Genomic DNA, 17861 nt, shown 5'->3' with positions numbered 1-17861 from the left:
CATGGGCCGCCTGGGTGAAGGCGGGGCCCGGACGGTACGGCGGGGTCCGGCGAGCGCGCCGCCACGGGGGGCGCCGCCCGGCTGACCGCTCCCGACGCGGGGCGGGGCCGCCTGGCCGCCCGCCCTCCGGGCCAGCCGTGCGGCCAGGCAGCGCGCGCCGCGCCGTGGCCAAGGGCTCGCGCCATCCCCACCCTGTGGGGAGCGCCGAGACGTCATGCCGACGGTCTGCCGCGCGCAAACCACCAGCGAGGGACCAGGACCATGTACTCGACCAGCCACGTGAACCTTCCCCAGGACGCGCGCGAGGAGCTCACCGACCTGCTCAACACGCTGCTCGCCAACGCCATCGACCTGCACTGGCAGGTGAAGCAGGCGCACTGGAACATCCGGGGCACGCACTTCTACAGCCGCCACCTGCTCTTCGACGACGTGGCCAAGCACGTGCGCAAGCACGCGGACTCCTACGCCGAGCGCGCGGGCGCGCTGGGCGGCTACGCCCAGGGCACCATCCGCCTGGCCAGCAACAACAGCCAGCTGCCGGAATACGACCTCCAGGCCGTGGACGGCGAGGCCCACATCCGCGCGCTCGTGGATCGCGTGAGCCGCTACGCCACCAGCCTGCGCGACGGCATCCACCGGTCCGACGAACTGAACGACCCCATCACCGCGGACCTCCTCACCCAGACCCTGGGCGAGACGGAAGAGGACCTCTGGTTCCTGGAGAGCCACCTCAACGGCGACGCGCGCCCGGGCATCACGCCCACCCGCGGCGGCAACCGCCGGGGCCGCCCCGCCGAGGACATCAGCCAGGCCTCCACCTGACGCGGGCCGCCCTCCTCCCCGGCAGGTTCTCCTGCGCGGGGAGGGTGGGGAGCGTATAGAACGCGTCCTCGGATTCCAGGAGGGCGCGTCCCATGGCGGCAGGGCTTCCCGAAGACCGACTCGACGGCAAGGTGTGCCTCATCACCGGCGCCACCGGCGGCATCGGCCAGGAGACGGCGAAGGCGCTGGCGCGACGGGGGGCCACGCTGGTGCTCTCCGGCAGGGACGGGGCCCGCACGGCGGCCACGGTCGCCGCGGTGCGCGAGGCCGCCCCCGACGCCCGGGTGGAGGCGCTGCTCGCGGACCTGTCCTCCCTCCAGTCCGTGCGCGACCTGGCCCGGGCGTTCCGCGAGCGCCACGGGCGGCTGGACGTGCTCCTCAACAACGCGGGCCTCATCATCGACCGGCGCCAGGTGACCGTGGACGGCTACGAGGCCACGTTCGCCACGAACCACCTGTCCCACTTCCTCCTCACGCACCTCTTGCGCGACCTGCTGGTGGCCAGCGGGCCGGCGCGCATCATCAACGTGTCCTCGGAGGGCCACCGCCTGGCGTCCCCGGACTTCCTGGAGGATCCGCAGACGGAGCGGCGCCGCTACGACGGCATCCGCGTCTACGGCAACGCCAAGCTCAGCAACATCCTCTTCTCGCGCGGGCTGACGAAGCGGCTCGCGGGCACCCAGGTCACCGCGAACGCGCTGCACCCCGGCGTGGTGCGCACGGGCTTCGGGCGCAACAGCCAGGGCTTCTTCAAGCACCTCATCCAGCTGAGCGCGCCCTTCATGCTCTCCCCCGAGAAGGGCGCGAGGACGTCCATCTACCTGGCGTCGTCTCCGGAGGTGGCGGGCGTGAGCGGCGAGTACTTCATCAAATGCCGCAAGGCGAAGCCGTCGGCCCCCGCCCGGGACGACGCGCTCGCGGAGCGGCTCTGGCAGGTGAGCGAGCAGCTCACCGGAGTGAAGGCATGATCGACCTGTACACGTTCAAGACGCCCAACGGCCGCAAGGTCTCCATCGCCCTGGAGGAGCTGGGCATCCCGTACAAGACGCACCCGGTGGACATCTCCAAGGGCGAGCAGTTCAAGCCCGAGTTCCTGGCCATCAGCCCCAACAACAAGATCCCGGCCATCGTGGACCACGACGCGCCGGGGGGCCGGCCCCTGGCCCTCTTCGAGTCCGGCGCCATCCTGCTGTACCTGGCGGAGAAGACGGGCGCGCTGATGCCCACGGATCCGCGCGGCAAGGCGGAGGTGACGCAGTGGCTGATGTTCCAGATGGGCGGCGTGGGCCCCATGCTGGGCCAGCTCAACCACTTCGGGCGCTTCGCCTCCACGAAGGTGCCCTACGCCATCGACCGCTTCCAGACGGAGGCGAAGCGCCTCCTCGGCGTGCTGGAGCGGCACCTGGCGTCGCGCGACTCCCTGGCCACCACCTACTCCATCGCGGACATCGCCACGTACCCCTGGCTGAAGACCACGCGGGAGCTCTTCCCGGAGCTCTTCACCGACACGCCCAACCTCCTCCAGTACCTGCACCGCGTGGGCAGCCGCCCCGCGGTCCAGCGGGGCATGCAGATCCCCTGACGGGGGTTGTCTCCATCCATGGCCTCGCTCGAACAGCTCGTCTTCGACAACACCTACGCCCGCCTGCCCCCCGGGTTCGCCGCCCGGGTGGCGCCCGCGCCCTTCGCGGACGCGCACGTGGTGAGCGTGAACCCGGCGGCCCTGCGGCTGCTGGGCCTGGACGCGGCGGAGGCGGGGCGCCCGGAGTTCGCGCGCGTGTTCGGCGGGGCCACGCCGCTGCCCGGCATGGAGCCCCTGGCCATGGTGTACGCGGGGCACCAGTTCGGCGTGTACGTGCCGCGCCTGGGAGACGGCCGCGCGCTGCTCCTGGGCGAGGTGCGCGCCCCGGACGGCGGCAGGTGGGACCTGCACCTGAAGGGCGGCGGGCCCACGCCCTTCTCGCGCGGCGGTGACGGGCGCGCGGTGCTGCGCTCCACCCTCCGCGAGTACCTGGCCGGCGAGGCCCTGCACGCGCTGGGCATCCCCACCACCCGGGCCCTGTGCGTCCTGGGCAGCCGCGCGCCCGTGTACCGCGAGGAGGTGGAGACCGGCGCCATGCTGGTGCGCCTGGCCCCATCGCACGTGCGCTTCGGCACCTTCGAGTTCTTCCACCACACGGAGCAGCCCGGCCACGTGGCCACGCTGGCGGACCACGTCATCGCCGCGCACTTCCCGCACCTGGCGGGCCAGGAGGGCCGCCACGCGCGCTTCTTCGCGGAGGTGGTGGAGCGGACCGCGGCGCTCGTCGCGCGCTGGCAGGCGGTGGGCTTCGCGCACGGCGTGATGAACACGGACAACATGTCCATCCTGGGGCTCACGCTGGACTACGGTCCCTATGGGTTCCTGGACGACTTCGACCCCGGCTTCATCTGCAACCACTCCGACCACCAGGGCCGCTACGCGTTCGACCAGCAGCCGCGCGTCGCGCTGTGGAACCTGGCCTGCCTGGGCGAGGCGCTGCTCACGCTCATCACCGAGGACGAGGCGCGCGCCACGCTGACCCTCTTCCAGCCCACGTTCACGCGGCACTTCCTCGCGCGCATGCGCGAGAAGCTGGGCCTGCGGGAGGCCCGCGACGAGGACCGCTCGCTCCTGGAGGACCTGTTCGCGCTGATGGCCGGCTCGCGCGTGGACTACACGCGCTTCTTCCGCGCGCTGAACCGGTTCGACTCCAGCCCCGGCGCCCGCAACGACGCGCTCCGCGACCACTTCCTGCCGCCGGAGGGCTTCGACGGGTGGGCCGAGCGCTACCGCGCGCGGCTGGAGTCCGAGGGCAGCGAGGACGCGGAGCGCCACGCGCGCCTGGACCGCGTCAACCCGAAGTACGTCCTGCGCAACTGGGTGGCGCAGCAGGCCATCTCCCGGGCCCAGGAGGGGGACTTCGCGGAGGTGGACCGCGTGCTCGCGCTGGTGTCCGCGCCCTTCGACGAGCACCCCGGCCAGGAGGCCTTCGCGGCCTCGCCGCCCGCGTGGGGACGGCACCTGGTGGTGAGCTGCAGCTCCTGACGCGCGGGCCCGGCGGAGCACCGGCAGGTGGGCGGGCGGGCAGGCGGACGCGGGCGGGAACCCCGTGCGCGCGGTGCCTAGCTTGGGAGGCATGATCGAACCTCCTGCTCCGCCCCGCATCGTGTTCCGTGCCCTGGGTCCCGGCCTCGTCGGCGCCACCGCGCTCACGCTGGTGCACGAGAGCGCCCGGCGCGTGTTGAAGCACCCGCCGCGCATGGACGTGCTGGGCATGCGCTCCCTGGAGAAGGGCGTCCGCTTCCTCGGCGGCGAGCCGGCGAAGGGGCGCCAGTTGCACCGCCAGACGCTGGCGGGGGACCTGCTGTCCAACGGCCTCTACTTCTCGCTCGTGGCGCTGGGACGCCCCCGGCGCCCCTACCTGCGCGGCGCGACGCTGGGCCTGCTCGCCGGGCTGGGCGCGGTGGTGCTGCCCCCCAGGCTGGGGCTGGGTCGCAAGCCGTCCCGGGCCCGCCCGTCCACGTCGCTGCTCACCGTGGCCTGGTACACGCTGGGGGGCCTGGCCGCGGCGCGCGCCACGCGGAGGCTGGTGGCGCGCCGTCAGCCGGCGCCGCCCCTGGGCCCGCCCCTGCATTAGCGCGGGCGGTGGCTGGCGTGCATCGCGCGCGGTGGACTACAAGCCCCCGCGATGCATCCCGTCGACATCCCTGCTGGCGAGCTCAACGCCTTCGACCTGCCACCGGTCTGCATCGAGCAGGACACCCTCTCGCTCGTCATCCCCAACGGCCCCGCCGCGCATGCCATCGCGGGCCACCTCCTGGCCGGGCTGCACCCGCCCGCCTGGGATGACGGGGGCGGCCTGGACGTAAGCGGCGCGCCGGCCCGCGCCGTCTGCGCGCGACACGAGGACATCGCCGCGAACCGGACGTGCTTCCGTTGCGGCGCGTTCATGTGCCCGCGGTGTGAGCACCGCGTCCGCCAGGAGGCGATGCCGCTGTGTCCGGGCTGCTGGGAGCTGCGGCGCCGCGCCAGGGTTCGCGAGTGAAAGCCGCGGCAGGAGGGCACTTGCCGGAGACAGAAGGGCGACCCCAGCCTGAAGGCTGATGGCCACCGACTTCACCCGCCTGCCGCTGCGCGGCTTCCAGGATGCGCTGCACGTCGTCGTCGAGTCGCCCCGCGGTTCGACGGTGAAGCTGAAATACGACTCGAAGCTCCAGGCCTTCACCCTGTCCCGGCCGCTGACGCGCGGGTTCCGCTACCCGTTCGACTGGGGCTTCATCCCCAGCACGAAGGGCCCGGACGGGGATCCGCTGGACGCGCTGGTGTACTGGGACGTGCCTACCTGGCCGGGCGTCGTGCTGCCCTGCCGGCCGCTGGGCGTGCTCCTGGTGGACCAGAAGCCGCGGGGCGCGAAGAACGGCGAGCGCGAGCGCAATGACCGCCTGCTCGTCGTGCCGGTGAACGCCACCCGCTCCGACGACCTCCACTCCTACCAGGACCTGTCCCAGCGCGAGCGCGAGGAGCTGGAGCACTTCTTCCTCGCGGTGGTGCACTTCGCGGACAAGGACGCGCGCATCCTCGGCTGGGACGGCCCGGACGCCGCGGAGCGCATGGTCCAGCAGTACGCCCACCCGGAGGACTGACGCCCCATGCCGCACCCCACTCCCATCCGGGGCCTGGGCCCCGACACCGCGCTGGGCGACGCCGCCCGCCGCATCCTCGCCGGCCGGCTCGCCGACGCGCGCACCCCGGAGAGCCTGCTGGACGGAGCGCTGGACGAGGACGGCGTGCACGACATGCGCGTGGCCACCCGCCGCCTGCGCGCCGCGCTCCAGGTGTTCCAGGCCACCGGCAAGCTCACCCGGCTGGAGGCGGACGTGAAGCGCCTCCAGGACGCGCTGGGCGACGTCAGGGATCTCCACGTCCAGGACCGCTGGCTGAACGCCGCCGCGAAGGGGAAGAGGGACGCGGGCAGGGCGCTGGCCAGCCTGCGTGAATCCCACCTGTCCGGCCTGGAGGCCAAGGAGAAGACCCTGCGCAGGGCGCTGGAGCGCTGGACGGACCGCACCGTGCCGCGCCTCCTGAAGAAGCTGGACACGCTGGAGGACCCCCACCGCTTCGCCAGCAAGCGCGTGCGCAGCCACCTGCGCTGGCGCCTGCGCCGCGTGGAGAAGCGCCTGGAGCGCTACGCGGACGCGCCCGACGCCGCCTCCGCGCACGCCCTGCGCAAGGACCTGAAGAAGCTGCGCTATGAGCTGGAGATCTTCCAGCCCGCCTTCCGCCGCACCGTGAGCGCGCTGCTGGAGGTCCTGGTGCCCCTGCAGGACGGCCTGGGAGCGCTGCACGACGCGGACGTGCGCCTGGAGCTGTTCGAGCGCGCCGCCGCCGAAGCCCCGCCCGGCCAGCGCAAGGCCGCGCGGGAGCTCCTGCCCCGGGTCCGCGACGAGCGCGCGGAGCAGTCCGCCGAGATCGCCCGCGAGGTGCAGCGCTGGAACGCGGAGGCCATTCCCAGACGCCTGCGCAAGGCCTTGACCTGACGCGCTCCGGATGAAGATGTCATCCCGACAAGCCATGACAGACATTCCTGAACCCACTCCAGCCAGGGAGTCTGTCCTTGTGCTCGAAGCCCTCTCGCCTCCTGGCCCTCGCGGCCGGGAGCGCCATGCTTGTCATTGCCTCGCCGCGCCCGGCCACCAGCGCTGCTGGAAGGCCGACCTGCTGGCCGGAGGGACCGGCCCCTGCCAGCCCCTTACCCACGAGGTGGACGTGGGCTCCGTCTCCCGGCCCACCACGCCCTGACGGCCGCGCCTGACGGCCCCCCGCCGCCCCGGTCCCCAGGCCTGGGGGCCGGGGCCTGCCCACATCCCTGCGGGATGTGATCCGCCCTGTGCCCGGGTCGCAGGGCTGGCAACCCTCCCTGCGGGGCACCCGGAAGAAGTGTCGGGACCCCGCGCTGTAAAAAGTGCCGGGTTCCGCCCTAAGCATTGAAGCTGTTTCGCGCAACGGCCTGGAATCATTGAGGTTGCCTATCGGCTGGCATTGGCCCGTGCGTTGCTAAAGGTCTCCCCGTCGCAGCAAACGGCGGTCGCACACACCGCCCTCTTCCCCGAGAGAGACCCCCATGCAGGCTTCCAACTCCTTCTCCTCCGCCGACTCGCTCTCCACGTACCTCTCGGAGATCAACCAGTACCCGCTGCTGAACCCGCAGGAGGAGCAGACGCTGTCGCGCGCCTTCCGCGCGGGCGACCTGTCCGCGGGCCACCGGCTGGTGACGAGCAACCTGCGCTTCGTGGTGAAGGTGGCCTACGAGTACCGCTCCTACGGCCTGAAGATGTCCGACCTCATCCAGGAGGCGAACATCGGCCTGATGAAGGCGGTGCAGAAGTTCGACCCGGAGAAGGGCATCCGCCTCATCTCCTACGCGGTGTGGTGGATCCGCGCGTACATCCAGAACTACGTGCTGCGCAACTGGAGCCTGGTGAAGCTGGGCACGACGCAGGCGCAGCGCCGGCTGTTCTTCAGCCTGGCCCGCACGCGCCGCGAGCTGGAGAAGCTGGGCGCCGGCGAGGGGCAGATCGTCAACGCGGACGAGATCGCCAAGAAGCTGAACGTGAAGCCCACGGAGGTGCGCGAGATGGAGCAGCGCATGGGCGGCCGGGACCTGTCCCTGGACGCGCCGGTGGGCGAGGACGGCGACGCCACGCACCTGGACTTCGTGGAGTCCGAGTCGGCCTCCCACGCGGACGAGGTCGCGGACCGGCAGCAGGCGGGCCTCACCCGCACGCTGGTGCAGCGCGCGCTGATGCGCCTGGACCCGCGCGAGCGCTTCATCATCGAGCAGCGCGTGATGAGCGACTCGGAGATGACCCTGAGCGAGCTGGGCGAGCACTTCGGCTTCTCCCGCGAGCGCGCCCGCCAGTTGGAGATCCGCGCCAAGGACAAGCTGAAGGCGGAGCTGGCGAGCCTGATGGCCGAGGCCGGCCTGGACCAGGCCGAGCTGGCCGCGTAACGCGAAGGCGCCCTGCAAGGCTGCGACACGGCACGGCCCCGGACCCTCGCGTGGGGAAGCGCGAAGGCACGGGGCCGTGGCATGTCCGGCGTCGCGGCTACCGGGGCACGCCGGGCGAGGACTCGCCGCTCTCCACCGGCGCGGGCGTGGCCGGCTGGGCGCGGGAGGTGGCGTCGATGCGCAGCGCCTGCGGCTCGCCGGTGCGCGCGTCCGTGCGGTAGGAGGCGCGGACCTGCGCGCCTTCCTGGATGTCCGAGGCGCTCGCGGCCCGGCCGTCCACCTGCACCTGCGTGCCGGGGCCCACCTTCAGGCGCAGCTGGGGCTCGCCGCGCTGGCTCACCAGCACCTCCTGGGCGCTCGCGCTGAGCACGTCGCCGGAGATCTGCTGCTCCTGCGTGGCGGTGCTCGCGTTCGCGGCCTGCTGCTGGCTGGCCGCGGCGCTCTCGTTGGAGGCCTGCTGCTGCTGGGTGGCGAAGCCCTGCTGCGCCTGTCGCTGGGCCGCCAACGCGCTGGCCTGGGCCTGCTGGGCCACGGCCTGGGCCTGCTGCGTGCGCGCCTGCGCCTGCTGCTGGCTGGCCTGGGCCTCCTGGGACTCCTTCTGGGCCCTGGCCTGGGCCTCCTGGAGCTCCTGCTGCTTGCGCTGCAAGTCCTCCTGGGCGCAGGCGGCCTCGCGCTGCTGGCTGGAGGCCTCCTTCTGCGCGTCGCGCGCGTCGTCGAAGGCCTTCTCCGACTGGGCCTGGGCCTGGGCCACCTGCTGTCCCGGGCTGTTGTCCGTGGCGGTCTGGCGAGAGCGGTCTCCGTCCTGGCAGGCGGTGGTGCTCACCGCGAGTGCGACGACGCCGGCGCCGAGCCATGCTGCGCGCGATTTCATGGGGTTCTCCTGTCAAAGAGAGGACAGGACAAAGATGGCGGTGGCCCGTGGGGCGCCAAGCCGGTGGACTGCGGGCGCTCGCCCATCCGCTCGCCCTGCGGCGGTCACTTTGGGGCTACCGCGTCCGGGGGAATGGCGATAAGGGGCGCCCCCCCATGCGCGCCTGCGGACTCGACTTCGGAACCAGCAACACCGCCCTGGCCCTGCCGGACGGCACCGTGCTGCCGCTGCAGCCCCACACCCCGGAGCCCCGGCTGTTCCGCTCCGTGCTCTTCTTCGCGGAGGACGAGCGCGAGGTGTTCACGGGCGCGGACGCCATCCAGCGCTACCTGGAGGACAACAACGGGCGGTTCATCCAGTCCGTGAAGTCCTTCCTGCACAGCTCGTCCTTCCGGGCCACGCAGGTGAAGGGGCGCACGTACACCATCGAGGACCTGGTGGCCATCCTGCTGCGCCGCGTGCGCGAGGCGGCCGGGGCCCACCTGGGCGAGCCGCCCACGTCCGTGGTGCTGGGCCGGCCGGCGGTCTTCACGCCGGACCCGGAGGCGGACGCGCTGGCGGAGAAGCGCCTGCGCAAGGCGGCGGAGCTGGCGGGCTTCACGCAGGTGCAGTTCCTGATCGAGCCCATCGCGGCGGCGCTCGCGTACGAGGCGCGGCTGCGGAAGGACGAGCTGGTGCTGGTGGCGGACTTCGGCGCCGGCACGACGGACCTGACGTTGATGCGGCTGGGGCCGTCGCGGCGGGGGAACCTGGACCGCAGGCCGGACGTGGTGGGGTCCACGGGCGTGCGCATCGGCGGGGACCGGTTCGACGCGGAGATCATGCGGCACAAGCTGTTGCCCAGGTTCGGCGCGGGGTCCACGTACAGGGTGAAGGGCTTCAGCCACAAGCGGCTGCCCATTCCGCAGCACGTGCTGGCGAAGCTGCTCAACTGGCACGAGATGTCGTTCATCCGGGAGAAGTCCACGCAGGAGCTGCTGGAGGTGATGCTCGACACGAGCGACCACCCCGCGGAGATCCAGGCGCTCTACGACCTGGTGATGGACAACCTGGGCTACCGGCTGTTCCGGTCCATTGAAGCGGCGAAGGTGAAGCTGTCGAGCGAGGACGTGGCGACCATCGACTTCGACGAGGCGCGCATCCGCCTGCACGAGCCGATGACGCGCGCGGAGTTCGAGTCCGCGAGCCGAGTGTTGCTGGAGGAGCTGTCGCAGTGCACGGAGGGGCTGTTGGCGAAGCACCCGGAGGCCCGGGACATTGACGCGGTCTTCCTGACGGGAGGCTCGTCGCAGATTCCGGCGGTGCGGGAGCTGTACGTGAAGCGCTTCGGAGCGGAGCGCGTGCGCACGGCGGACGCCTTCACCTCCGTGGCGGAGGGCCTGGGACGCGCGTCCGCGTCGCTGACGGGGTGAAGCCGGTCAGGGGCTGCCGCCATCCGACGGAAGCCCCTCCAGGGCGCCTGCATTCCCCCCCAGAGGCGACGGCGGGGCCTCCGGTTCCGCGCCCACGCTGCGCCGCAGGATTCGGCCCTCAAGGCCCCACGTCCACCGTGCGCGTCGTCCAGTCCGTGCCTCCGCGGCCATCGCGGGCCACCACCCAGAGGGTGATGCGCTCCGGCGTCGCGGACGTCGTGTACGTCGTCGTCGGGTCGCCGGGCTTGCCGTCCACCGGCTCCAGCGAGCGGAATGAGCCCACCTCGCCCTCGCCCGTCGCGAACCAGCTGAAGAAGATCTGCTCCGTCTGCGTCCCGTCCGCCGTGGCGTAGGTCTCCTCGCTCCCCGCCCCCAACACCGGCGTGAACGTCACCTCCGCGCCCAGCGGCAGCGGCCCGGACAGCGGCGCGTCGTCCCACAGCACGTCCTGCATCACCGGGTTCTGGTTGGGCGCGTCCGTCGAGCGCAGCGTGATGCGCCGCACGCCCCGCTCCACGCCCTCCGGCGTCCCGCTGCCGTCCGTCGCCTCGTACCCCACGAACAGCGGCAGCCCCGCCTGCAACACCTGCTGCACCTGCGGGTCGTTGAAGTCGAACGTCCCCCCGTCCCCGCCGCCCGTGCTCCCCGTGGCCGCCTGGAACGACGCGATGAGCAGCGCCTGCACCGCCGGGTCGCTCAACGACAGCACGCCGTCCCGCAGCGGCACCCCGCTGTCCCCGGGACACGCCACGTCCCCGTAGGGATTCACGTCCGGCCGGCACAGCGCGTACGTCACCACCACCGGACGCGCGTCCGGCGTCACCGCCAGCGCGCTGAACGTCACCGGCGGCGGCGGCGTGGAGGCGTTCGGCTCCAACGCCAGCTCCGCCGGCTCCGCCTTGATGCCGAGCACCCGCACGCGGCGAACCTCGCTGGGCTCCTCGAAGTTGGAGCCCGTGCACGCGCTCGACCCCAGCAACGCAATGACAGACAAGAGGACGGGAGTGCGCATGGCGTCAGAACGCCCCCTTCAGGCCGAGCACGGGCAGGATGGGCAGGCCCTTGAAGAACTCGCGCTGAGAGTAGTTGTAGTTGTAGGCCACGCCCTCGACCGACTGGTTGTTGTACGCGTTCGTCAGGTCCAGGTAGAGGTCCAGGTTCCAGGTGTCGAAGACGAGGTTCTTGTCCACGCGGAGGTCCAGCTGGTTGAACGACGGCAGCCGCTGCGAGTTGACCCGCCCGTAGTACGGGATGAACACGTCCGTCGTGTCGTCGCGCTTCGCCCCCAGCACCGGCGTCGTCGGGTTGCCGGACGCGAAGCGGAACCGCGCGCCCACCTCCCAGCCCCTCGGCAGCTTGTAGCTGGCGATGGCCGTCAGCACGTGCGTCTGGTCGTTGTCGAACTTGCGCCAGCGCGCCCCCGGCGCGTCCCGGCGCTCGCTGCGGCTGAGCGTGTACGCAATCCAGCCAAACAGCCGGTCCGTCAGCGCGCGGCGGATGAGCAGCTCGAAGCCGTAGATGCGCCCCACGCCGCCGTTCTTCAGGTTCTCCGGCACGGACTCGCCGTCCCGCTCGACGCGCGCGCTCGAGCGGACGATGAGGTCATCCAGGTCGTTGTAGAAGACCTCGCTGCCCACGAACCACTCCGGCCGCGCCTGCCACTCCGCGCCCACGCTGTACTGGAGCGACCGCTTCGCCCCCAGGTCCGGGTTGCCGAACCCCGGCGACGGCTCATCCTGCACCGGCGGGCTGTGATAGACGCCCGCGCCGCCCTTCAGCGTCAGCGCCTCCGTGAGCGCGTAGCGCACCGCGACCCGCGGGTTCACCGTGTGCTTCACCTCCTGCTGGTCCGTGAAGACGTAGCTCTCCGTGCGCACGCCCGGCACCACCAGCAGGTTCTCCAGGGGCCGCCACCGCACCTCCGCCCAGGCGGACGGGTAGTACTGGGTGAAGTCCCCATCGATGTGGATGAGGTCCTCCGTGACGAGCGGCGACGGCGGCTCGCCCTCGCGCGGCGGCTGCTGGATGCTGGCCGTCACCTTCGCCAGGTTCGCCACCACGTCCAGGCCGCCCGCCACCGTCACGCGGTCGTTGAACGCGTACTCCACCGTGGGCCGCAGGTACAGGTCCGTGGACGCGATGCGCAGCCCGCGCTCGCCAACCTGGAAGTCCAGGAGGGTGTTGCCAATCAGCCCGTGCGTGTCGAGCGTCAGCTTGCCCTCGCGGAACTGGTGCCGCAGGCGCAGCTGGTTGAAGCCGGTCGTCACGTCCAGGCCACCGTTGATGGACGGGTCGTTGTCCGCCGGCTGGTCCAGCAGCAGCGCCAGCCGGTCGCGCGACGTCAGGCCCTGCAGGGTGAAGGTGTGGCGGCTGTTGGGCTTCCACACCAGCTTGGCCTGCGCGTCGTAGTAGCGCGGCGCCACCTGGAGGCTGTCGTCGTCGAACGGCACCGCCTTGAGCACCAGGTCGATGTACGAGCGCCGGCCGCCAATGGCGAAGCTCAGCGTGTCCGTGAGGGGGCCCTCCACCACCGCGTTGGACTCGATGACGCTGAGGCCCACCGTGGCGTGCAGGCGGTCCGTCCGGGGCTCGCGGCTGCGCACGTTGATGACGCCGCCGGTGATGTCGCCGTAGTACGCGGAGAAGTTGCCGGGCAGGTAGTCCACCGCCTCCAGCAGGTCCGAGTTGTAGACCGAGGTGAGCCCCCCGAAGTGATACAGGATGGGGATGCGCAGGCCGTCCAGGAAGACGCCGGACTCCTGGGGGCTGGTGCCGCGGATGACCAGCGCGCCGCCGTTGAACGCGGGCCGCGCCACGCCCGGCAGGTTCTGCACCACCTTGAGCGTGTCGCCCTGCGTGCCCGGCACGCGCTGCACCTCCGCCACCGTGAGGGTGGTGCGCGTCACCTCCTTGCGCTCGCGCTCGCTGCGGACCACCGTCTCATACTGGCTGAAGATGCGCCGCTGCACGTAGTACGTGGCCTGCGTCTCCTGGCCCGCCTCAATCGTCTCCTGCGTCTTGAAGCGGTCGTAGTTGCCCAGCACCACGATGACCGGGTGCGTGCCCACGGGGACGCCCCGGAAGGAGAAGCGCCCTTCGCTGTCCGTGACGGTGGAGCGGTCCAGCTCCGTGAGCACCACCTCCGCGCCCACCAGCGGCTTGCGCGTGCCGCGCTCCAGCGCCCGGCCGCTGAAGTTCACCGGCCCCCGCGGCTCCTGGACACCGCCGTCCGGCGCGGCCTCCGGTGGAGGCTCCGGCGCGCGGAAGACGAACTGGTAGGCGTACTGGATGCGCACCGGCGCGGGGACGTGGTCGATCTCCGCCGGCTCGAACTGGAACTGCTTCACGGCCTCGACAGCGGCCTCGTCGAAGCCGTGGCCCGCGGGCTGGGTGACCTCGACGTTCGTGACGGCGCCCGTCTCCGAGATGTCGATGAACATCACCACCGTGCCCTCGAGCTGCTGGGCGGCGGCGTCCGGCGGGTAGGCGGCTTCGACCTGGCGCAGGAGCGCGGGCGGCTTCGTCAGCTCGCCCGTGGGAACGCCAGCATCACCAGCGAGGGTCCCTGCATCCGGAGCCTGTGCCACGGCTCCGGACGCAAGCAATACACAGACGACGCAGAGGAGCGTTCTCATGAAGGGTGCGCGGATCTCTCCCGCGCCCCCTCCTAGCGCCCTCCGAGGCTCGGAGCGAGGACGATCTCGATGCGCCGGTTCTGGCTCTTGTGCTCCGGTGTGTCATTGGGAACGAGCGGCTGGTACTGCCCATAACCCGCCGCGGAAAGCATGGTCGGATCCACGCCCGAGTCCTGCAGCGAACGCACCACCGCCATCGCGCGCGCCAGGCTCAGCTCCCAGTTGGTGGGGAACTGTCCGCCGCCGGTGGGCACGTCGTCCGTGTGGCCTTCCACGCGCACGATGCGGCCCTTCACCGTCTTGAGCGCGTCGGCGATCTTCACCAGCGCCTCCTGGCCTTCCTTGCCCACGCGCGCGGAGCCGGACGCGAAGAGGATCTTGTCCTTGAGCTGCACCGTCATCCGGCCCTTCATCTCCGACAGCTCGATCTTGCCGTCGGAGATCTCCTGCTTGAGGGACTGGGCCAGGCTCTCGTACTCGGCGCTCTTCTTCTCCAGCTCCTCCTTCGCCTGCGCGAGCTTCTTGGCGTTGCGCCCCAGCTCTTCGTTGAGCGCGGCCAGCTGCGCGTTCTTGTCCTCCAGGGCGCGGCGCTCGGCCGCGGCGGAGGTGAGGCGGTTCTCGGAGGCATCCAGGCGCGTCTGCAGCGCGGTCTTCTCCTGCTCCAGCGCGGCCTGCTTCTCCTCCAGCTCCTTCACCTTCGCCTCGGCGGCCGCGCGGGCCGCCTTCTCGTCCGTGAGGTTCTTCGTCAGCCCCTCCGCCTCCAGGGCCTTCTCGTTGAACTTCCCCTGCGAGACGCAACCCGTGGAGAGGGCAACGAGCGCAGCCAGAACCAGACGTGTCCGCATAGGTGCGATTCCTCCTGACAAGGATGTTGGTGGGTCTGAGACTACCGCGCTCAGACCCGCAGCCTAGGAGAAACGCGCATCCAATTTGAGGCCCAACCTCCCTGCCGGCCGAGCGCCTACTTGGGGAAGATGGGGTGGGTGTCCAGCCAGGAGCTGAAGAGGGCGTCGGCGAAGGACTTGCCGGGGATGTGGACGCCGCCGGACGCGCCGCCGGAGACGTGGAGGCCGGAGCCGGGCAGGTAGGTGAGGACGAGGTCGTCGCCCTTGCGCACGTCATGCAGGGACGACAGGAGCTTCTCCAGGGACTGGCTGAGGGCGTCCTGGCGCATGGCCGGGTTCTGGCGCAGGCCTTCGCGGAAGCTGCCCACCAGCTGCTCGCGGGTGATGGTGCGCAGGAAGCGGAAGTGCAGGCGCTTCAGGCTGTTGGAGGCCACGGCCTCCTTGAAGCAGGTGGGCTCCTCCTCCATGTAGAGGCTCCACACGTAGATGTTGAAGAAGAGCTTCTTCTTCAGCTCCATGTGGGTGAGCGCCAGCGTCTTGCCCTCCACCTGGAGGGAATCCGGCATGTTGACCCCGCCCGCCTGTCCCGCGTGGGCGGCAGCGCCCACCAGCAGGAGCATCCCCAGCGCGACCCCTCGCGCCCCCATTTTCCACGCCGTCCCCATCATCGCCTTCCCCTTCACCCGCTTTCCCGAGTCGGTGATCGCAACGGTGTGCATGCTCCAGGAAACCGCCACTGGCCGCGATCATTGGTTTGTGCACCATTGGACGGCAAGCGGAGGCCCAAGGCAAGGCTGTTGGGGGTTCAAGTGACTCCCTGCCCGGCGAGTAGACAGCACGGATGGCTCAGGGCGTCATCAAACCCGGGGAGCTGGGCTTAGCCCGGGTGCGCGGCCTTCGGCCAGGGCAGAATCAGCCCCCGCCTCCTGTTCGCGGGTGGGGGGTTCTTCCCGGGGCCACCTCTGTCCCAAGGCCGTGGCGCTGCGCGACCTGCACGAGGACCCCGACCGGCTCCGCCATCCCCTGAAGCGCACCGCTTCCGGCTGGGAGCGCGTGTCCTGGGCGGATGCGTTCCGCGACATCACCCAGCGGCTTCATGACCTCCAGAAGGAGCACGGGCCGAACGCCGTGGGCGCGAACCTGGGCAATCCCAACGTCCACAACCTGGGCGCGATGATGTTCGGGCCCCAGCTCCTTCGCGCGCTGCGCACGCGCAACCGGTTCTCCGCCACGTCCGTCGACCCGCTTCCCCACCAGCTCGCGGCCCACCTCATGTCTGGCCATCAGCTGCTGGTGCCCATCCCGGACATCGACCGCACCCGGTACATGCTCGTCCTGGGCGCGAACCCGCTCGCGTCCAATGGCAGTCTGATGACGACACCCGACGTGCGGGCGCGGCTGCGCGCCATCCAGGAGCGCGGTGGCAGGCTCGTCGTCATCGAACCCCGTCGCACGGAGACAGCGGCCATCGCCGACCGACATGTCTTCGTCCGGCCCGGCACCGATGCGCTCGCCCTCTTCTCCCTGTTGCAGGTCGTGCTGGAGGGAGACACGCACCTTTGGCTCGCTCTGCCAATGGCTCATCAACGTCCTCAACATCGTCACCGGCAACCTGGACCGCGAGGGCGGCGCCCTCTTCACCCTGCCGGCCTTCGACCTCATCGGCGGGCCTCGCGCGTTTGGCGTTGGCCCTGGCAGCCATGGCCGCTGGAAGAGCCGGGTCCGGGGCCTGCCGGAGTCCTCCGGGGAGTTGCACGTCGCCGCGCTCGCGGGCTACGGCCACCAGCGGCCCGGGATCCGCCAACAGGTCGCGAGCGCGCACGCGGGTGCCAGCATCAACGACCTCACGGATGCTCAGGCACTGGATGTGGTCAGCGGCAACGCCGCCTTCAGTGGAACACCGGTCCAGCTCCGGCCGGCCTGAGCCCCAGCCCTCCATGCAGTACACCGCCGGTCCGACACGGCCCCAATGGGTCTGACGAGCCGACACCCGGTCGAAGCAGAGGCTCCCGGCCACGACCCTCCAAGACCTGTCCGACTGTCGGACAGGTTTTCGAAGTTCGCCGCCGCCAGGGCGTCCCCACGTAGGCTCTCACCTTCTCAGGGAGACAGGGCCCAGGTCCGAGGACCTGGAGACCCTGTTCGATTGATGTCGGAGCGCAGGGCCACGTGAACCCGCTCCGCCTGCATCACGGCCATGCGATTGCATTGGTCGTCACTCGCGCGGCACTTCTTCTTTCAGGGCGCGAGCGAGCGCGGCGATGTGCCGCTCGTCGGTGCCACAACACCCGCCGAGCACGCGCGTGCCGAGCTCCGTGTGGACTCGGGCCATCTCTCGCGCGAACGCGTCCGGGGACTCGCTGTCGAGCTCCGCGCGCCCATCGAGTTCCTCGGGCGACAGGCGGGAGGTATTGGCCTGCAAGCCCACCACCCGCGCACCGAGGTCCGGTGATGCGGCCCGCTGGCGCGTCAGGCCCTCGCGGAAGACAGCGGGGTGGACGCAATTCACCATGTACGCGGCCGGGCGCGCTCCAGGCAGGGCGTCGATGCGTACCACGGCCTCGGCCAGTGGGGTTCCGTCGAGCAGCGTCCCGGTAGGGCGGAGGACGAAGCTCAACAGGAATGGCGCCCCCGTGCGCGCCATCGCCAGGGCGAGGCCCTCGGCCTCCGAGAGGGCTGGCAGCGCCTGGGCCACGAGGAAGTCCACCCCGGCGCTCGCGAGCGCCTCCACGTGGGGCGAGTGGAAGGCCGCGGCCTCCTCGCGTGGGAGCGCCTCCTCGGGCCGGTAGGCATCTCCACGACACCCGACGAGCCCGCCGATGAAGACGTCCTCCCCCCGGCTGCCCACCTCCGCTCGTACGCCCGCGAGCAGCCTCACCGCCTCCCCGAAGACATCGCGGCCGGCGAGGCCCGCGCGCGCGAGGCGCTCCGCGTTCGCGCGCCAGGTAGGCGTGAGGAGGAGCGTGGGCAGGCCGTGGCGCAGCCCGATGTCGCGGTAGTCGCGATAGATGCCGGCGAGCGCCTCGCGTCCCTCCGGAACGAAGAGGAGGCCCGCATTGGCCACGTGCGTGTCCAGCAGTCCCGCGGGGTGGCGGCGCAGGCGCTCGACCACCGAGCCCTCGGTGAGCACCCGCGGCGCCGCGTGCAGGGCTCGAAGGAAAGCTGCGTGGTTCGCCAGGCCCCCCATCAGCGCGCTCCCGTCATCGTCAGCATCCTCCAAGCCTCACCTCTTCCGAGTCACCGCA

The 17861-nt window shown here is 71.3% G+C and carries 17 protein-coding genes and 1 pseudogene; 12 read left to right on the top strand and 6 right to left on the bottom strand.

Going from position 1 to position 17861, the window contains the following annotated elements; all coding sequences use genetic code 11:
• The first annotated feature begins 261 nt into the window (after positions 1-261).
• The 9 genes from dps (at position 262) to U8525_RS02475 (ending at position 7853) form a co-directional block, all read left to right on the top strand.
• Positions 262-822, top strand: coding sequence for a DNA starvation/stationary phase protection protein Dps (dps, locus tag U8525_RS02515; protein WP_374260638.1), 561 nt, complete (start codon positions 262-264; stop codon positions 820-822).
• Between the two features lie 92 nt (positions 823-914).
• Complete coding sequence (locus U8525_RS02510; RefSeq protein ID WP_374260635.1) at positions 915-1790, top strand: SDR family oxidoreductase; 876 nt, start codon at positions 915-917, stop codon at positions 1788-1790.
• Entirely contained in the window at positions 1787-2404 is a 618-nt protein-coding gene (locus tag U8525_RS02505; RefSeq protein ID WP_374260633.1) for a glutathione S-transferase family protein, read from the top strand. The genes U8525_RS02510 and U8525_RS02505 overlap by 4 nt, the downstream gene beginning before the upstream one ends.
• Positions 2405-2422: 18 nt before the next feature.
• On the top strand, positions 2423-3889 hold the full coding sequence (locus U8525_RS02500) for a YdiU family protein (RefSeq protein WP_374260631.1): 1467 nt from the start codon (positions 2423-2425) through the stop codon (positions 3887-3889).
• A 91-nt stretch (positions 3890-3980) separates the two neighbouring features.
• Positions 3981-4481: a hypothetical protein gene (locus tag U8525_RS02495; protein ID WP_374260629.1), complete on the top strand. Its 501-nt coding sequence runs from the start codon at positions 3981-3983 to the stop codon at positions 4479-4481.
• 51 nt (positions 4482-4532) lie between these two features.
• Positions 4533-4889, top strand: coding sequence for a hypothetical protein (locus U8525_RS02490; protein ID WP_374260627.1), 357 nt, complete (start codon positions 4533-4535; stop codon positions 4887-4889).
• 58 nt (positions 4890-4947) lie between these two features.
• Positions 4948-5487 carry an inorganic diphosphatase gene (locus U8525_RS02485; protein ID WP_374260624.1) on the top strand — a complete coding sequence of 180 codons (540 nt, stop codon included), beginning with the start codon at positions 4948-4950 and terminating at the stop codon, positions 5485-5487.
• 6 nt (positions 5488-5493) lie between these two features.
• Positions 5494-6381: a CHAD domain-containing protein gene (locus U8525_RS02480; protein WP_374260621.1), complete on the top strand. Its 888-nt coding sequence runs from the start codon at positions 5494-5496 to the stop codon at positions 6379-6381.
• 584 nt (positions 6382-6965) lie between these two features.
• Positions 6966-7853 (top strand): RNA polymerase factor sigma-32, encoded by an 888-nt coding sequence (locus U8525_RS02475; protein WP_374260618.1) that lies wholly within the window; start codon positions 6966-6968, stop codon positions 7851-7853.
• Positions 7854-7950: 97 nt separating this feature from the next.
• Here U8525_RS02475 and U8525_RS02470 read toward each other — a convergent pair whose 3' ends face one another.
• Positions 7951-8724, bottom strand: coding sequence for a hypothetical protein (locus tag U8525_RS02470; RefSeq protein ID WP_374260615.1), 774 nt, complete (start codon positions 8722-8724; stop codon positions 7951-7953).
• Between the two features lie 155 nt (positions 8725-8879).
• Between U8525_RS02470 and U8525_RS02465 the strand changes: the two genes are divergently transcribed.
• Entirely contained in the window at positions 8880-10136 is a 1257-nt protein-coding gene (locus tag U8525_RS02465; protein WP_374260612.1) for an Hsp70 family protein, read from the top strand.
• Positions 10137-10254: 118 nt separating this feature from the next.
• Here U8525_RS02465 and U8525_RS02460 read toward each other — a convergent pair whose 3' ends face one another.
• The 4 genes from U8525_RS02460 to U8525_RS02445 all read right to left on the bottom strand — a co-directional run bounded on the left by U8525_RS02460 (position 10255) and on the right by U8525_RS02445 (position 15335).
• Positions 10255-11148 carry a hypothetical protein gene (locus U8525_RS02460; RefSeq protein ID WP_374260609.1) on the bottom strand — a complete coding sequence of 298 codons (894 nt, stop codon included), beginning with the start codon at positions 11146-11148 and terminating at the stop codon, positions 10255-10257.
• Between the two features lie 4 nt (positions 11149-11152).
• Entirely contained in the window at positions 11153-13771 is a 2619-nt protein-coding gene (locus U8525_RS02455; RefSeq protein WP_374260606.1) for a TonB-dependent receptor domain-containing protein, read from the bottom strand.
• Positions 13772-13803: 32 nt separating this feature from the next.
• Entirely contained in the window at positions 13804-14616 is an 813-nt protein-coding gene (locus tag U8525_RS02450; protein ID WP_374260604.1) for an OmpA family protein, read from the bottom strand.
• Between the two features lie 116 nt (positions 14617-14732).
• Positions 14733-15335 carry a chalcone isomerase family protein gene (locus U8525_RS02445; protein ID WP_374260601.1) on the bottom strand — a complete coding sequence of 201 codons (603 nt, stop codon included), beginning with the start codon at positions 15333-15335 and terminating at the stop codon, positions 14733-14735.
• Positions 15336-15552: 217 nt separating this feature from the next.
• Here U8525_RS02445 and U8525_RS02440 point away from each other — a divergent pair.
• Positions 15553-16083: pseudogene (locus U8525_RS02440) on the top strand (molybdopterin-dependent oxidoreductase); the annotation flags it as partial.
• 37 nt (positions 16084-16120) lie between these two features.
• Positions 16121-16540 carry a hypothetical protein gene (locus U8525_RS02435; RefSeq protein WP_374261511.1) on the top strand — a complete coding sequence of 140 codons (420 nt, stop codon included), beginning with the start codon at positions 16121-16123 and terminating at the stop codon, positions 16538-16540.
• A 291-nt stretch (positions 16541-16831) separates the two neighbouring features.
• Here the strand turns inward: U8525_RS02435 and U8525_RS02430 are convergent, their stop codons facing one another.
• Positions 16832-17836, bottom strand: a complete 1005-nt coding sequence (locus U8525_RS02430) for a homocysteine S-methyltransferase family protein (protein ID WP_374260598.1) — start codon at positions 17834-17836, stop codon at positions 16832-16834.
• Between the last annotated feature and the right edge of the window lie 25 nt (positions 17837-17861).

Origin of the sequence: Corallococcus sp. RDP092CA, assembly GCF_041903675.1 — a bacterium.
Lineage (GTDB): Bacteria > Myxococcota > Myxococcia > Myxococcales > Myxococcaceae > Corallococcus.
The sequence above is the reverse complement of the archived record's forward strand: the minus strand, read 5'-3'. Positions and strand labels throughout refer to the sequence as shown.

Coding starts and splice junctions, on each gene's coding strand:
- dps (WP_374260638.1), top strand. CDS start 262: ATGTACTCGACCAGCCACGTGAACCTTCCCCAGGACGCGCGCGAGGAG.
- U8525_RS02510 (WP_374260635.1), top strand. CDS start 915: ATGGCGGCAGGGCTTCCCGAAGACCGACTCGACGGCAAGGTGTGCCTC.
- U8525_RS02505 (WP_374260633.1), top strand. CDS start 1,787: ATGATCGACCTGTACACGTTCAAGACGCCCAACGGCCGCAAGGTCTCC.
- U8525_RS02500 (WP_374260631.1), top strand. CDS start 2,423: ATGGCCTCGCTCGAACAGCTCGTCTTCGACAACACCTACGCCCGCCTG.
- U8525_RS02495 (WP_374260629.1), top strand. CDS start 3,981: ATGATCGAACCTCCTGCTCCGCCCCGCATCGTGTTCCGTGCCCTGGGT.
- U8525_RS02490 (WP_374260627.1), top strand. CDS start 4,533: ATGCATCCCGTCGACATCCCTGCTGGCGAGCTCAACGCCTTCGACCTG.
- U8525_RS02485 (WP_374260624.1), top strand. CDS start 4,948: ATGGCCACCGACTTCACCCGCCTGCCGCTGCGCGGCTTCCAGGATGCG.
- U8525_RS02480 (WP_374260621.1), top strand. CDS start 5,494: ATGCCGCACCCCACTCCCATCCGGGGCCTGGGCCCCGACACCGCGCTG.
- U8525_RS02475 (WP_374260618.1), top strand. CDS start 6,966: ATGCAGGCTTCCAACTCCTTCTCCTCCGCCGACTCGCTCTCCACGTAC.
- U8525_RS02470 (WP_374260615.1), bottom strand. CDS start 8,724: ATGAAATCGCGCGCAGCATGGCTCGGCGCCGGCGTCGTCGCACTCGCG.
- U8525_RS02465 (WP_374260612.1), top strand. CDS start 8,880: ATGCGCGCCTGCGGACTCGACTTCGGAACCAGCAACACCGCCCTGGCC.
- U8525_RS02460 (WP_374260609.1), bottom strand. CDS start 11,148: ATGCGCACTCCCGTCCTCTTGTCTGTCATTGCGTTGCTGGGGTCGAGC.
- U8525_RS02455 (WP_374260606.1), bottom strand. CDS start 13,771: ATGAGAACGCTCCTCTGCGTCGTCTGTGTATTGCTTGCGTCCGGAGCC.
- U8525_RS02450 (WP_374260604.1), bottom strand. CDS start 14,616: ATGCGGACACGTCTGGTTCTGGCTGCGCTCGTTGCCCTCTCCACGGGT.
- U8525_RS02445 (WP_374260601.1), bottom strand. CDS start 15,335: ATGCACACCGTTGCGATCACCGACTCGGGAAAGCGGGTGAAGGGGAAG.
- U8525_RS02435 (WP_374261511.1), top strand. CDS start 16,121: ATGCGCTCGCCCTCTTCTCCCTGTTGCAGGTCGTGCTGGAGGGAGACA.